This is a genomic window from Salinicola endophyticus (assembly GCF_003206575.1).
In the GTDB taxonomy this organism is placed as follows: domain Bacteria; phylum Pseudomonadota; class Gammaproteobacteria; order Pseudomonadales; family Halomonadaceae; genus Salinicola; species Salinicola endophyticus.
The window spans coordinates 249,042-264,737 of sequence record NZ_PZJO01000005.1 but is presented as its reverse complement, the minus strand read 5'-3'; the positions used below and the strand labels follow the sequence as shown (position 1 = coordinate 264,737).

The following is a 15,696-nucleotide window of genomic DNA, read 5'->3' as shown; positions in this document are numbered from 1 at the left end:
TTGAAGGATGCCCCGCGGCAGCGGTTAGGGTATATCGCCATGACGACAGCGCATGCTGCGCGCCTGCCGCCACACGATAACGATAACCGGAGATGGGTATGCAAACCTCGCTGCGGCCGCTGGTATTCTGGCCGACCTTCCTGATCCTGCTGGGCGCCGTGGTCGCCAGCTATGTCGATCTCGACGCCTTCCTCGCCACCGCCAGCGCGCTCAACGCCGCGGTGCTCGACAACTTCTCGTGGCTGTTCAGCCTGGGCAGTCTCTATCTGCTGATCATGGCGCTGATCATCTATGTCTCGCCCCTCGGCCGTGTACGCATCGGTGGCGCCGAGGCCACCCCGCTGCTCTCGCCGCTGCGCTGGTTCTCGATCACCCTGTGCACCACCCTGGCCGTGGGGGTGCTGTTCTGGACCACCGCCGAGCCGCTCTACCACTACATGGAGCCGCCGGCCTCCAGTGGACTGGAAGCGGGGTCGAGCGACGCCATGCTGTTCGCCATGTCGACCATGTTCCTGCACTGGTCGTTCACGCCCTACGCGATCTACGCCGTGCCGGCGTTGATCTTTGCCCTGGCCTTCTACAATCTGCGCCTGCGCTTCTCGATCTCGAGCATGCTGGAGCCGCTGTTCGGGCCGCGGGTGAAGCGCTTCGCCGGGCTGATCGATGCGGTATCGCTCTATGCCCTGGTCGCCGGCATGGCGTCGTCGCTGGGCACCGGCGCCCTGACCCTGGCCGGCGGCGTGGGCCAGTATCTGGGCGGCGAGACCAGCCCACTGCGTCTGGGCGTGATCATCGCCATTATCGTGGTCACCTTCGTGCTCTCCGCCGCCAGCGGCCTGCAGAAGGGCATTGCCCGGCTGTCGTCGCTCAACGCACTGCTGCTGCTGATCCTCGGTATCTTCGTGTTCGTGGTCGGCCCCACGGTCTTCTGTCTGGCCCTGGGGGTGGAATCGTTCGGCATCTATCTCGACAACTTCTTCACCAAGAGCCTGTTCACCGGCGCTGCGGGAAGTGATCAGTGGCCGCAGTGGTGGTCGATCTTCTACTGGGCGGTGTGGTTCGCCTGGGCGCCGGTGGCAGCGCTGTTTCTGGGCAAGATCTCGCGCGGCTACACGGTACGCGAATTCCTGCGCGTGAACCTGCTCTATCCGGCGCTGTTCGCCTGTGTCTGGATCCTGATCTTCTCGGGCACCGCACTCTACTTCCAGTCGCATCTGGGAGCCGGCGAGAGCGGCACCGATCTCTACGCCATCCTCGATCAGCGCGGGGTGGAGAACGTGCTCTACGAACTCTTCCGCCACCTGCCGCTCTCCCAGGTGTGGGTGCCGCTGCTGCTGTTCATCGCCTACATCTCCTACGTCACCGCCGCCGACTCGCAGACCGACGCCATCGGCAATCTCTGCACCCGCGGCCTGACCGCCGACTCCGATCTCAACGCCGGCGTCACGATGAAGGTGATCTGGGGCGTGATCGTCGGCCTGGTCTCCTGGGTCATGGTCAGTTTCGTCGGTATCGACGGCATCAAGATGCTCTCCAACCTCGGCGGACTGCCGTCGATGCTGATCGTGCTGCTGGCCTCGGGTTCGCTGTGGGTCTGGCTCAAGCATCCCGAGCGGCTCGACGTCGTACCGACACCGTCGACTCCTTCCCACGCAGCCAAGGACAAGGCATGAAGATCAAACAGGACTTCCCACACCGCGTACGCGAAATCGAGAACCAGTGGATCGTGCTGGCAGACGGCACGCGCCTGGCCGCCCGTATCTGGTTACCCGAAGGAGCCATTGGCACACCGGACGAAAACGCCGAAGCGGCGCCGGTGCCGGCGATCCTCGAGTACCTGCCCTACCGCAAGCGCGATGGCACCGCGGTGCGCGATGAACTCACCCACCCCTGGCTCGCCGGCCACGGCTACGCCTGTGTGCGTGTCGACATGCGCGGCAACGGCGAGTCCGATGGTCTGATGGAGGATGAGTACGCGCCCCAGGAGCAGGCCGACGCGCTGGAAGTGATCGACTGGATCGCCGCGCAGCCGTGGTGCGATGGCAACCTCGGCATGATGGGTATCTCCTGGGGCGGCTTCAACAGCCTGCAGCTGGCCGCGCTCAGACCCGAACCCCTCAAGGCGATCATCACCCTCTGCTCCACCGACGACCGCTACGCCGACGATATCCACTACAAGGGCGGCAACATGCTGCTGGAGAACCTGGGCTGGGCGGCGACCATGCTGAGCTTCTCCGCGGCCGTACCCGACCCGGCACTGGTCGGAGAACGCTGGCGAGAGCTGTGGAAGCAGCGCCTCGACAACATGCCGCTACTGGCCGAGCCCTGGCTGCGTCATCAGCAGCGCGACGCCTATTGGCAGCATGGCTCGATCTGCGAGCGCTACGCCGACATCGAAGCTGCGGTCTACATGATCAGCGGCTGGGCGGACTCCTACGTCAACACCATTCCGCGGATGATGGAGCACCTCTCCTGCCCGAAGAAGGCGCTGCTCGGCCCCTGGATGCACAAGTACCCCCACTTTGCGATTCCCGACCCGGCCATCGGCTTTCTGCAGGAGGCGCTGCGCTGGTGGGACTACTGGCTCAAGGGGATCGACACCGGGATCATGGACGAGCCGCCCTGCACCTTCTATCTGCAGGATGGCGTGCCGCCGGCACCCAAGTATCTTGAGCGTCCGGGCCGATGGGTGCAGACCCGCGCCTGGCCCGCCCCGGCCGAGGAGATCGCGTGGCAACCGCTCACCCTCGGCGATGCCGGCCTGGTGCCGCAAGGACGTCTGAGCGAGGACCGCGCGATCGCTTCGCCGCTGACCGCCGGCGCGCTGCAGGGCGAGTATATCCCGCTGTGGTTCGGCGCCGACTTCCCGCCGGATCAGCGCCGCGACGACGGCCTGGCGCTGACCTTCGACTCCGCGCCCTACGCCGAAGGGCTCGACCTGCTCGGCCAGCCCAGGCTGCGCGCCAGCCTGAGCAGCACCGAGCGCTGTGGCCAGCTGCACGTGCGCCTGTGCGATGTCGCCCCCAGCGGGGAGAGCGCGCTGATCAGCTACGCCACGCTCAATCTGTCCCTCCGCGACGACCCGGCCACGCTCACCCCACCGGTCCCCGGCGAGCGCATGGAGATCGATCTGGCGCTGGACCTGATCGGCTACCGGCTGCCCCCCGGGCATCGTCTGCGCCTGGCGCTCTCCAGCGCCAGCTTTCCGCTGGTGTGGTCGCCGCCGCGACGTGCGGATCTCACCCTCGAGGCCGGCACGCCGACGCTGTCACTGCCGATCTGCCAGGCGCCCTACGTGCCGATGCCGTTCGAACCGCCGGAGAGCGCGCCGCCGTGCCGGATCGAGACGCTGCGCCCGGGCCATCCAAGGCGCACCCTCAGCGAGGATGTCGGCAGCGGCGAAGTGACGGTGACGGTGGAGGACGACATGGGCGATATCCGCTTCGAGGATCACGGCCTGCGCGTCGAGCAGAAGGCCCGCGAGGTCTATGTCAGCCACCCCAGCGACGCGACCCGCACCCGCGCCGACATCGAGTGGACCTACCGCGCCGGGCGCGAGTCGGGCGAGTCGCGCTTCGGCGTCGAGGTGGTCAGCCGCTATCACCTGCACTGCGACGAGACCACCTTCTACCTGAGCGCCGAGCAGATCGCCCATGAGGGCGAGACGCTGGTCAGCGAGAAGCGCTGGGCCCGCGAGATCCCGCGTCGCGCCATCTGAGTGTCCCGCTCCAGGACGTCGCGACCGAAGGTGGCGTGCACCACTCGTGCTATGCTCCGGGGCCGAGAGAACTCGGTTCCGGACGCCCCATGCCCATTCGCGACGTGCTCCCCCCACTGGCCTGCCTGCGCACCTTCGAGGCGGCCGCCCGCCATTCGAGCTTCACCCAGGCCGGCAGTGAGCTGAGCCTGACCCAGAGCGCGGTCAGCCGCCAGATCAAGCGCCTCGAGACGGATCTCGGCCGGCCGCTGTTCGAACGCCAGCATGACGGCCTGCGCCTGACCCCGGCCGGCGCGCACTACTTCCGCGTGGTGCAGCGGCTGCTGCGGGAACTGCGTGACGAGACTGCGCGTCTGCGCCGGCGCGGCGACGACCGCCAGCTGACCCTGGCCTCGAGCCCGACCATCGCCTCGATCTGGCTCGCCCGTCAGCTGCCCGATTTCCAGCAGGCGCATCCCGACATCGAGATTCGAGTCCTCACCGTCGAGGACCCCTATCGGCTCGATCTGGCCGAATTCGATCTCGGCATCTACTACCACATCCCCCACGAGGTCGATCCCCCCGGACTCGAAGCCAGCCCGATCTTCGCCGAGGAGCGCGTCGCCGCGGTGTGCAGCCCGGTCTATCTGGCTCGTCACGGTGCGGTCGCCGACCCCGCCGACCTGCTCGCCCGCCACACCCTGATGGTGGTGGAGGATCACTACCGCGACTGGCTGACCTGGGAGCACTGGTATCGCTCCCTCGGCTTCGACTGGCAGCCGCCGCTGCACACCCTGCGTGCCAACAGCTTCCAGCTGCTGATGAACGCCACCCTCGCGGGCCAGGGGGTCACCCTCGGCTGGATGCGTCTGCTCGCCGCCGAGCTCGATCAGGGCAACCTGGTCCGGGCGCTGCCCGATAGCCTGCCCAGCCGTGGACGGCTGGCGCTGCTGACCCCGACCCATCGCCACCTGACCGAACCGATGCGCGCCTTTCGCGACTGGGTGCTGGAGAGTGCCGGTCCGCCCCGCTAGCGGACGCCCTTGCCAACAGCGTCACGGCCCGAATCCTGTCCTCCCCCACAGACGCCTGCCAACAAACGCACGCCCACAGAGACAACGTCAATGCCCACCCCTGTCGATTCGACCCACGCCGGCCAGGCGGTCTATACCCGCCGCAACCTGGCGCTCTACGATCTGATCGTGCTGCGACTCTCCAATCGCGGCATCTGGCGCTGCCCGACCTCGCGCCTGCTGGAGCACTATGCGCGCCACCTGAGCGCCAATCATCTCGACGTGGGCGTGGGTACCGGATTTTTCCTCGACCGTAGCCGGTTTCCGAGTCACCAGCCGCGGCTGACGCTGTTCGACCTCAACGCCGACTCCCTGGCCCATACCGCAGCGCGGGTGAAGCGCCTGCAGCCGCAAACGCGCCAACTCGACATTCTCGCCCCGATCGAAGACCCGCCGGCACCGTTCGACTCCATCGGCATCAACTACCTGCTGCACTGCCTGCCCGGGCCGATGACGCACAAGGCACACGCCTTCGATCACCTCGCGCCACTGCTGGCGCCGGGGGCAACACTGTTCGGCGCCACCATCCTGGGGGACGGCGTCACACGCTCACCGTTGGCGCGCCGGTTGATGGCGTTCTACAACGCCAAGGGGATCTTCTCCAATACGACGGATACACCGCAGGCGCTGGAGCACGCGCTCGCCGAGCGTTTCGACCATCACCAGATCGAGATCGTCGGCTGCGTGGCGCTGTTCTCCGCCAGGCGCGAGTGATCGCCAGGCAGACGCAGCGCACGCGCGCGTATCGCGATCATGCTGCCAGCGGGCAGATCCTGCCGGGCGTGGGTCGTTAAAGCATCAGGGACAAGAGCGGCAGTTGCCGCAGCAACGTGACCCGTCGAAGCGCGACTGGCCCGAGGGAGGCGCCGGGAGGTGTCACACTATGGGGAAGGGGGGATTGCGCTGGGATCAGGCGCGCTGGCGCGAGGCGCTCGGCGTGTCGTCGTTGGCGCCAACGCGCTCTCTCGCCACCGGCGTGCTCTTGTCGCTGCGACACAGGCGCAGCGCGACAAAGAGCCCGAAGGCACCGAAACCGATGGCGATCGCGAAGATGCTGAGAAGAGTCATGGTGTGCCCTGCCTGTCGGCCCGTTGCCTGGTGGCCACCGGACGCGCTCGCGCCGGCGACGATCGTTACCCTGCGTTATCGCCCGGATACAAAAAACCTTGAATCCTGACGCAGCGTAGCAAGTTGGCAGCGATTATTTACCTTTCACTCCATGACCGCAACACGACTTTGGCCAAACCACATCGCGCCATCCCGGGTCGCGACGGGCCGGCCCGGGTGAGCGCCTCGCCCTGGCCGGCGCTCACGGCGGATCGGGCACGCCAGGGTTGGTGATCGCCTCCGGCTGCCGGGCGTCGGGCTGCGTGTCGTCCCGCGCCGCGCGGCTCTCCTCCATCACCACGCTCATGCGCGGCATGCCGAGGTCGATTCCCTGCTCGTCGAAGCGCTGCTTGAGGCGCAGATTGAACGCCCGCGCCACATCCCACTGCATGACCGGCGCAGTGCGCATGCGTATGCGCAGAATGGCGGCGCCGGCGTCGAAGCTCTCGATCCCCTGCACCTCCAGCGGCGACCAGATGTGGTGGCGCATCATCGGGTCGTTGCGCAGCTCGTCGGCGATGCTGCGCACGGTCTCGATCGCTTCGTCGATCTTCATGTGGTGACCGATACGGATACGCAGCAGCGCAATGCCGAACTCGCGCGAGTAGTTCTGGATGCCCTGGATCTGGCTGAACGGGATGATGTGCACGATCCCGTCCAGGTCGCGCAGCTTCACCGTACGAATGCTCAGCGCCTCGACCGTACCCAGGTGATTGCCGAGGTTGACGAAGTCGTCGATCGCCAGCGAATCCTCGATCAGGATGAACAGCCCGGTGATCAGGTCCTGCACCAGGGTCTGGGCACCGAAGCCCACCGCCAGGCCGATCACCCCGGCCCCCGCCAGCAGGGGGGTCACGTTCACGCCGAGATTGGCCAGGGCAATGATGGCGGCGATCACCGCGATGGTGATGAAGATGGTATTGCGCAGCAGCGGCGTGATGGTCTGCGCCCGGGCGCTGGCGTTGGCGCGGCGGCCGTGGCGCCGGCTGCTCTTGCGCAGGGCGTGCTGGACTGCGGTGTCGGCCAGGATCCAGACCAGCCAGGCAACCAGGAAGGTCAGTCCCAGCCCCAGCAGGCTGCGGGCGATCTGCTGGCCGATACCGGCACTGCCGCCCACCGCCCACAGCGAAGTTCCCCAGACGCGCATCGCCAGCTCGAGGAAGATCATCCAGGCCAGCAGGTGGGCCAGGGTGAAGCCGAAGCGGACCAGCCGCGCGGTATATTCGGAGACCCGCTTCTCCTGGGTCTTCTCACGCTGACGGTGGATCAGCCCGGAGACCACCAACGTGGCGATCATCATGCCCGCGGTCACCAGAGCGCGAAAAAAGGCGCTACGCGAATCCTCCGCCGAGGTCACCATGGCAATCAGCGACACCGCCACCATGACCAGGATGGGAATGTGCCAGACGCGGCTGAACAGGCGCAGCATCTCCGTGGTGGCGCGGCGCTCCTGGCGCTGCGTATAGGGCCGGTTGCGCATCAGATGCCGGAACGGCCGCCGGAACACCAGCACGAAGGCGGCCAGCAGCAGCGCCGCACAGACGTTGGCGAGCAGTGACACGAAGGCCATCAGTCCACGCCCCAACGGCTCCACTACGGCGGCCGAGTTGGAGGCATCGCCCAGCGCCACCAGGGCGCCAAGGGCGAACAGCCAGGGAGCTCCACGCTGGCGCAGGATGCGCAGCGCGGTATGGCGATGCCCACTGCCGAACAGCGAGAAGACGATCTCGCAGACCGCCGCGAAGACCGCGCCGCACAGGGTGACGTAGGCCATCACCATGGCCAGGGTGACACCGATGGTATCCGAGGTCGCCTGATGCACCGCCACCAGCGCCACCCCGAACCCCAGCGCCAGTGGCACCACTCGCCGCGCCAGATGCCGCACCAGCATCCAGGTGGTAGGCTCCTGCGGCAACGCCCAAGGCAGCCCCAACCGCCTGACCAGGGCGCGCCACAACGCCGACACCGCCAGCGTCACACCGACCCACAGCGCCGTGACCCAGAGCAGATCGAGCAGTGCCATGGGGACACGCCTGCCGTCGCCCCACAGGCGGCTCAGATCGTTGCCGGCCTGATCGACCCGATAGCCCCAGTAGTTGATCGGGTTGTTCAGACCGTCACGCTCGAGCACCGAGAAAGACTGTGCCAGCGCCCCCAACAAGCCACCGCTGGCAGGTTCGGTCTGGGCCTCGGCGGCGGTCGCCTGGCGCAGCTGCTTGAGGCTCGCCAGCAGGGCCTGGCGCTGCTCGCTGTTCTCCAGCGTGGCGATGATCTGATCCAGCGAACTCTCCAGCTCCTGGGGACTGGGCGCCTGCGGCGTTGCCGCGCGCTTCTCTTCCGCCCCGACCAGCGAGGCCAGGGATTGCGCCATGACCGGCTGACTCAGCGCCACCAGCAGCGCGATCAGCACACCCAAGCCCCCTCGTATCCATGCTCTCACGGTGACTCCTGTGGTCATCTCTTCCGGCCCACATCATGCTATCCGCGCGCCGCGCGGACAACGCCGCCAGCCCGTCGCGGCGCCACACCGGGGCACCGCGTCATCGGCACGGATGCTCTATCTTCAAATCCAGGCAACACGCCATCACAGCGGCGAGGCGGCGCAGACAGGCTCCGCGCGACATCTCACGCCCCCGCACCACACTCGATCCCCCCAATAGCAGGAGCAGCACATGCGTCTCGCAGGCAAGGTAGCACTGGTCACCGGCAGCACCCAGGGCATCGGCCGCGCCATCGCCGAACGCCTGGCCCAGGAGGGCGCCGACATCGTGGTCAGCGGTAGCAGCCCCTCCGAGCGTGCCGAGGAGACCGCCGAGCGCGTGCGCCGGCACGGCCGCCGCGCTGCCATCGTCACCGGCGATATCTCCCAGGTGGAGACCAACCGCCGACTGATCGACGACAGCGTAGCGGCCCTGGGGCGGCTCGACATTCTGGTCAACAACGCGGGACTGGAGATCGAAGCCCCCTTCTGGGAGGTGACCGAAGCGGACTACGACAAGGTGCTGGACACCAATCTCAAGGGCGTGTTCTTCACTACCCAGGCGTTCGTGCGCTATCTGCGCGGCGTCGACCGTGGCGGGCGGGTGATCAATCTCGGCTCGGTACACGAGGATCTCCCCTTCCCCGGCTTCACCAGCTACTGCCTGGCCAAGGGCGGCATGCGCATGCTCACGCGCAATCTGGCGATCGAGCTGGCGCCGCTGGGGATCACCGTCAACGGCGTCGCTCCCGGGGCGATCAAGACCCCCATCAACAGCGCCCTCGAGGAGGACCCCGACAAGCTCAAGCATCTGCTCGGCAATATCCCCCTCAACCGCCTCGGACGCCCGGAGGATGTCGCCGGCGTGGTCGCATTTCTCGCCTCCGAGGATGCCGATTACATGACCGGTGCCTCCTTGCCGGTAGACGGGGGGCTACTTTGGCAGTATGAAGAGTAGAATCACTTCTACCGTTCAGCGTGCCGCAGAGGACCGATGATGCCGACAAGCCTCCAGGCCACCACCGACAGGGATACGTACCACGATGCCGCTGTCACCCCCCACGACCGCTTCGGCGAGCTGTTCGAAGCGGTCGCGCTGGCGCATCTGTTCGAGGATTCGAAGACCTTCGCCGACAGCGTGCCGCGTGTGCCGCCGCAGCAGATCATGCAGGCCTACGAAGCCGAACGCGACAACCCCGATTTCGATCTGCGCGCCTTCGTCGACGCCCATTTCGAGGAGGACCCGATCGCCTGCAGCGGCTACGAGGCGGATACCAGCGACGACATGGTGACCCATATCGACCGCCTGTGGCCGGTGCTCACGCGTAACTCCCGCGAGCATCCGTTGTGGTCGTCGCTACTGTCGCTCTCCCACGATTACGTGGTACCCGGCGGGCGCTTTCGCGAGTTCTACTACTGGGACTCCTACTTCACCATGCTGGGGCTCGCCGCCAGCGGTGAGGATCACCTGCTGTGCGCGGTGGCCGACAACTGCGCCGACCTGATCGCGCGCTACGGCCACATGCCCAACGGCAATCGCAGCTACTACCTGAGCCGTTCGCAACCGCCGCTGTTCTCGATGATGGTGTCGCTACTCGAGCAGCGCGGCCAGCGCCGCGCCGTGGACTACCTGCCGCAGCTCAAGCGCGAGTATGCCTTCTGGATGCATGGCGAGGCCCAGCTCAAGCCCGGCGAGACCCACCGCCGCTGCGTGCGCCTGGACGACGAGTGCTGGCTCAACCGCCACTGGGACGACCGCGCCACCCCGCGCGAGGAGTCCTATCGTGAGGACTACGAGCTGGCCCAGGCCTCGCCGCGCCCGGCGGAGCAGGTCTACCGTGATCTGCGCGCCGGCGCCGAGAGCGGCTGGGACTTCAGCGGCCGCTGGCTGGACGATACCCGCGAGCTGCACACCATCCGCACCACCGCCTTCCTTCCGGTCGAGCTCAACTCGCTGCTCTACCATCTCGAGTATCTGCTCGGGCAGCTGTGCGCCGATGTCGGCGAGGAGTCCGAGGCCGGCCACTACCGCGAGCGTGCCGAGCACCGGCGCATGGCGATAGACCGCTATCTGTGGTGCGAGGAGCGTGGCGCCTACTACGACTACGACTGGCAGCGCGGCTGCCGCAGCATTCACCTCACCGCGGCCTGCGTAGTGCCGCTCTACCTGCAGCTCGCCTCGCCTGGCCAGGCCGAACGCGTGGTCAACGTGGTGGCCCAGCGCCTGCTCGCCCCTGGCGGACTGGTCACCACCGAGATCAACGACAGCAGCCAGCAGTGGGACCACCCCAACGGCTGGGCGCCGCTGCAGTGGATGGCGATCGAGGGCTTTCGCCACTACGGTTTCCACGAAGTGGCTGAGGATCTGACCGAGCGCTGGCTGTCACTGGTCTACGATCTTTATCAGCGGGAACACAAGCTGGTGGAGAAGTACGTGCTCTACCCCGGGGCGGAGTTCGCCTGCGGCGGCGAGTACCCGCTACAGGATGGCTTCGGCTGGACCAACGGCGTCACCCGGGCGCTGCTGGCGCAGCGCGACGGCATGGTCGTCGGCTAGGCCCTTACGAAAACTACCTGCGCTCGGCAATACGGCGTTAAAAATCGGCTGGATCGCCAGCCCGGTCAAAAATGCTCATTTACACCGCGTAAACTCCGCGTTTTCGCCGATTTTTGCCTTGTCTTGCCTTCGCTCGCTGACTTTTCGTACAAAACCTAGGATCTATGACGAACCGCGGAGCGCGGTAGCGCTCACCCGGGCCGGGGAACGGCCCGGGCCAGCTTCACGCCGGTGGCAGCAGTGCGATCACCGCCAGCGGGGGCAGCGTCAGCACCAGCGACTGCGCCTCACCGTGACAGGCCGTCGCTTCGCTTTCGAGGCCGCCGGCGTTGCCGACATTGCTGCCGCCATAGTGCCCGGCATCGGAATTGAAGCGCTCGGTCCAGTGCCCCGCCGTGGGTACGCCGATGCGGTAGCCGGTCAGCGTCCGTGGGGTCATGTTGGCCACCGCCAGCACCCGCCGCCCTTCGCCGTCCAGACGCCACCAGGCGAACACGCTGTTGACGTTATCGTCGCCTATCACCCAGCGAAACCCCGACGCCTCGGTATCACGGGCGTGCAGCGCCGGGCGCTCGCGGTAGAGGGTGTTGAGATCGCGCACCAGACGCTGAATACCGGCATGGCTGGGGTACCGCAGCAGCCACCAGTCCAGTTCGCGGTCATGGCTCCACTCCCGCCCCTGGGCGAACTCGCAGCCCATGAACAGTAGCTTCTTGCCGGGATGCAGCCACATGAAGCCGAGGTAGGCGCGCAGGTTGGCGAAGCGCTGCCAATCGTCGCCGGGCATCTTGTCGATCAGCGAGCCCTTGCCGTGCACCACCTCGTCATGCGAGATCGGCAGCACGAAGCGCTCGTTGAAGGCGTAGACCAGACCGAAGGTGAGCTGGTCGTGATGGTAGCGGCGATAGAGCGGGTCGTGGCTCATGTAGCTCAGGGTGTCGTGCATCCAGCCCATGTTCCACTTGTAGCTGAAGCCCAGCCCTTCCTGCGCCACCGATGTGGTGACCCCGGGCCAGGCGGTCGACTCCTCGGCGATCACCACGCCACCGGGCACCTCCTCGGCAACCACCTGATTGAGATGCTGCAGGAAGCCCATCGCCTCCAGATTCTCCGCACCGCCGTGGTGATTGGGAATCCACTCGCCCTCGCGCCGTGAGTAGTTGCGATAGAGCATCGAAGCGACCGCATCCACGCGCAGCCCGTCGAGATGGAAATGCCGCAGCCAGTGCAGGGCCGAGGCGAGCATGAAGCCATGCACCTCGCGCCGGCCCAGGTTGTAGATATAGGTGTTCCAGTCCTGGTGATAGCCCTCGAACGGATGGGCATACTCGTACAGCGCGGTACCGTCGAAGCGCGCAAGCCCATGCGGGTCGGAGGGGAAGTGACCGGGCACCCAGTCGAGCAGCACGCCAATGCCGGCGCGGTGACAGGCATCGATGAAGGCGGCGAACTCGGCCGGCGTGCCGAACCGCCCGCTGGGCGCGAACAGCGACAGCGGCTGGTAGCCCCAGGAGCCGCCGAACGGATACTCCATGATCGGCATCAGCTCGATATGGGTGAAGCCCATCTCCACAACGTAGGGGATCAGGGTGTCGATCAGATCGGGCCAGCGGTAGATCTCGCCCTCTTCACCGCCGTGCTTGCGCCACGAGCTAACATGCAGCTCGTAGATCGAGATCGGGGCGTCGGCCGCCTGGCGCTCGCCGCGGCTTGCCAGCCAGGCGTCGTCACCCCAGTCGAAGGGCGTGGCGTCCGCCACCACCGAAGCGGTCAGCGGCGGCGCCTCGGTGGAGAGCGCCACCGGGTCGGCCTTGAGCAGTGGCTCGCCATTGACGTCGATCAGCGCGAACTTGTAGCGCTCGCCGGCACCGATGGCAGGAATGAAGATCTCCCACACCCCCGCTGGGTAGCGGCAGCGCATGCCATGACGGCGCGTATCCCAGCCGTTGAAATCGCCCACCACCGCCACGCGCTGGGCGTTGGGTGCCCATACCGCGAAACGTACCCCGAGGACGCCGTCGCAGGTCATCACCTGGGCCCCCAGACACTCGCCCAGGCGCCGATGATTCCCCTCGCCGAGCAGGTGCAGATCAATATCGCCCAGCAGCAGCGGGAAGGCGTAGGGGTCAGCGGTGACCTGCTCACCGTCGGGCCAGCGAATGCGCAGGCGGTAGTCGCTCGGCGCCGCCAGCTCGCCCACGAACAGCCCCTCGATGGGGCCCTCTCGGCACGCCCCCAGTGAGTGATCACTGTCACTGCAGACCAGTGTGACCGACTCGGCGCCGGGCAAGTAAGCACGCACGTCGACCTGGCCATCGTCCCGCGCGTGCGGCCCCAGCAGCGCAAACGGATTGGCCAGGGTGCCACGCGCCAGCGCCTCCAGGTCGGCGGCAGCGAGGCCCGCAGCATGCGCTGCCCGGGCATGACTCTCTTCGCGACGGCTCATGCAGACTCCTCGTCGATTCGCGCCCTAGAGCACCTTAGCGGATCAGGTCGCAGCATCGTCGCTCTCCTGCAGCTCGAACAGCGACAGGCTGCGCGTGGCGACCCGATATTCGCTACCGACATCACAACGCACGTCCGCCGCCGCCGGGTCGAAGGTATCGATGCGCCGCACCCAGGCACTGCCACCCGGCACCGCCGGCAGCACGAAATCACAGTCTTCGTCGCCGGCATTGAGCGCCAGCAGCACCGTGATGTCGTTGCCGAGCCGGCAGATCCCGGTGGGCTGGGCGTGACCGTTGAGGATCACCCCGATCGCCTTGGCGTCGGCGTCGTGCCAGTTATCGACCGTCATCTCCTCCGCCGCCGGGGTGAGCCAGGTGACGTCCTTGATGTCGAGCGACTCGTTGCGCTTGCCGTTCATGAAACGGCCTCGCTGCAGGATCGGATACTGCCGGCGCAGGCGGATCAACTGACGGGTGAAGTCGAGCAGTTCGCGCCCCTCGTCCGAGAGATTCCAGTCGACCCAGCCGATCTCGCTATCCTGGCAGTAGGCGTTGTTGTTACCGCCCTGGGTCCGCGCGAACTCGTCGCCGGCCAGCAGCATCGGGGTACCCTGGGAGAGAATCAGCGTCGCCAGCAGGTTGCGCATTTGACGCATGCGCAGCGCGCGGATCTCAGGGTCATCGGTCTCGCCCTCGACGCCGTGGTTCCACGACACATTGTCGTCGTGGCCGTCGCGATTCTCCTCGCCGTTGGCTTCGTTGTGCTTGTCGTTGTAGCTGACCAGATCGCGCAGGGTGAAACCGTCGTGGGCGGTGATGAAGTTGATCGACGAAAACGCCTTGCGCCCGCGGTGATCGAACAGATCGGCCGACGCGGTGAGACGGTTGGCGAAGGCCGCCAGACGTCCTTCGTCGCCGCGCCAGAAGGCCCGCATGTCATCGCGGAAGCGGTCGTTCCACTCCGCCCAGCCCGGCGGGAACTTGCCCACCTGATAGCCGCCGGGGCCGCAATCCCAGGGCTCGGCGATCAGCTTGCACTGCGACAACACTGGGTCCTGGCGGCAGGCGTCGAGGAAGCCGCCACCCTCGTCGAAACCGTGGGTTTCGCGCCCCAGAATGGTCGCCAGATCGAAGCGGAAGCCGTCGACCCGCATCTCCTGGGCCCAGTAGCGCAGCGAGTCGGTGACCAGTTGCAGCACCCGCGGGTGGGACAGATTGAGGGTGTTGCCGGTCCCGGTATCGTTGATGTAGTGGCGCAGCTCGTCGGGCATCAGGCGGTAGTAGGAGGCGTTGTCGATGCCGCGCAGCGAGAGCGTCGGCCCCATCTCGTTGCCCTCGGCGGTGTGGTTGTAGACCACGTCGAGCAGCACCTCGATATCGGCGGCGTGGTAACGCGCCACCATCTGCTTGAACTCGCTGATGCGATGGGTCGCCATGTAGCGCGGGTGCGGCACGAAGAAAGCCAGGCTGTTGTAGCCCCAGTAGTTGTGCAGCCCGTTCTCCTGCAGGTGGCGATCATCGGCGAAGGCGTGGATCGGCATCAGTTCCAGCGACGAGATGCCCAGCGACTTCAGATAGTCGATCACCTCCGGCACCGCCAGCCCCGAGAAAGTCCCACGCAGCTCCTCGGGCACCGCCGGGTGGCGCATGGTATAGCCGCGCACGTGGGTCTCGTAGATCAGGGTATCGCTCCACGGCACCAGGATCTCGGTCGAGCGGCCCCAGGTGAAGGCGGGATCGATCACTCGACAGCGAGGCATGAAGGGTGCGCTGTCACGCTCGTCGAAACTCAGATCGCCCTCCTCGTGCCCGATGGTGTAGCCGTAGAGGGCATCGTCCCACACCAGCTCGCCCACCAGCTGCTTGGCGTAGGGGTCGATCAGCAGCTTGTTCGGGTTGAAACGATGCCCGGCCTGCGGGTCATACGGGCCATGCACGCGATAGCCGTAGAGCTGGCCCGGCCGCGCGTCGGGCAGATAGCCGTGCCACACCTCGTCGGTGTACTCGGGCAGCGAGATGCGCTCCACCTCGTGCTCGCCGCGCTCGTCGAACAAGCACAGTTCGACCCGGGTCGCGTGGGCCGAGAACAGGGCAAAGTTGACGCCCAGCCCATCCCAGTTCGCCCCCAGCGGATACGGTAGCCCCTCCTGAATACGCGAACTCTGCACCACACCGCCCTGGATCGCGATGCCACTGCTCTCTGCCTCTCCGCCGCGCAGGTCGACCTCGAACCGGGCGCCATTCTCGTACTCATCCTGTCTCATGCATGACTCTCCGGGAGAACCGTGGGCGTTGTCTTGATACTGTCTGCGCTCGTCGATTCGACTGCCAGCGTT

The 15,696-nt window shown here is 66.6% G+C and carries 10 protein-coding genes; 6 read left to right on the top strand and 4 right to left on the bottom strand.

Annotated features, from left to right (window positions below):
* The first annotated feature begins 98 nt into the window (after nucleotides 1-98).
* From DOM66_RS13425 to DOM66_RS13410, 4 genes are all read left to right on the top strand, one after another.
* The gene (locus DOM66_RS13425) at nucleotides 99-1,673 is read left to right on the top strand and encodes a BCCT family transporter (protein ID WP_110690554.1); all 1,575 of its coding nucleotides are present in this window, start codon (nucleotides 99-101) and stop codon (nucleotides 1,671-1,673) included.
* Entirely contained in the window at nucleotides 1,670-3,718 is a 2,049-nt protein-coding gene (locus DOM66_RS13420) for a CocE/NonD family hydrolase (RefSeq protein ID WP_110690535.1), read from the top strand. The genes DOM66_RS13425 and DOM66_RS13420 overlap by 4 nt, the downstream gene beginning before the upstream one ends.
* Nucleotides 3,719-3,807: 89 nt before the next feature.
* Complete coding sequence (locus DOM66_RS13415; RefSeq protein ID WP_110674560.1) at nucleotides 3,808-4,731, top strand: LysR substrate-binding domain-containing protein; 924 nt, start codon at nucleotides 3,808-3,810, stop codon at nucleotides 4,729-4,731.
* A 90-nt stretch (nucleotides 4,732-4,821) separates the two neighbouring features.
* A complete protein-coding gene (locus DOM66_RS13410; RefSeq protein ID WP_110690534.1) occupies nucleotides 4,822-5,484 on the top strand; it encodes a class I SAM-dependent methyltransferase in 663 nt (220 codons plus the stop codon).
* Nucleotides 5,485-5,679: 195 nt separating this feature from the next.
* Here the strand turns inward: DOM66_RS13410 and DOM66_RS19595 are convergent, their stop codons facing one another.
* Both DOM66_RS19595 and DOM66_RS13405 read right to left on the bottom strand, forming a co-directional pair.
* Entirely contained in the window at nucleotides 5,680-5,838 is a 159-nt protein-coding gene (locus tag DOM66_RS19595) for a hypothetical protein (RefSeq protein WP_157959045.1), read from the bottom strand.
* Between the two features lie 241 nt (nucleotides 5,839-6,079).
* The gene (locus DOM66_RS13405; RefSeq protein ID WP_245392440.1) at nucleotides 6,080-8,287 is read right to left on the bottom strand and encodes a mechanosensitive ion channel domain-containing protein; all 2,208 of its coding nucleotides are present in this window, start codon (nucleotides 8,285-8,287) and stop codon (nucleotides 6,080-6,082) included.
* A 262-nt stretch (nucleotides 8,288-8,549) separates the two neighbouring features.
* On the opposite strand from DOM66_RS13405, the gene DOM66_RS13400 reads away from it, so the two are divergent.
* Nucleotides 8,550-9,314, top strand: coding sequence for an SDR family NAD(P)-dependent oxidoreductase (locus DOM66_RS13400; protein WP_110674563.1), 765 nt, complete (start codon nucleotides 8,550-8,552; stop codon nucleotides 9,312-9,314).
* A gap of 39 nt (nucleotides 9,315-9,353) precedes the next feature.
* Nucleotides 9,354-10,913, top strand: coding sequence for an alpha,alpha-trehalase TreF (treF, locus tag DOM66_RS13395; RefSeq protein WP_110690532.1), 1,560 nt, complete (start codon nucleotides 9,354-9,356; stop codon nucleotides 10,911-10,913).
* A 223-nt stretch (nucleotides 10,914-11,136) separates the two neighbouring features.
* On the opposite strand, the gene glgB is transcribed toward treF, so the two are convergent.
* Complete coding sequence (gene glgB, locus DOM66_RS13390; protein ID WP_110690531.1) at nucleotides 11,137-13,359, bottom strand: 1,4-alpha-glucan branching protein GlgB; 2,223 nt, start codon at nucleotides 13,357-13,359, stop codon at nucleotides 11,137-11,139.
* A gap of 42 nt (nucleotides 13,360-13,401) precedes the next feature.
* Nucleotides 13,402-15,624, bottom strand: a complete 2,223-nt coding sequence (gene glgX / locus DOM66_RS13385) for a glycogen debranching protein GlgX (RefSeq protein WP_110674567.1) — start codon at nucleotides 15,622-15,624, stop codon at nucleotides 13,402-13,404.
* Between the last annotated feature and the right edge of the window lie 72 nt (nucleotides 15,625-15,696).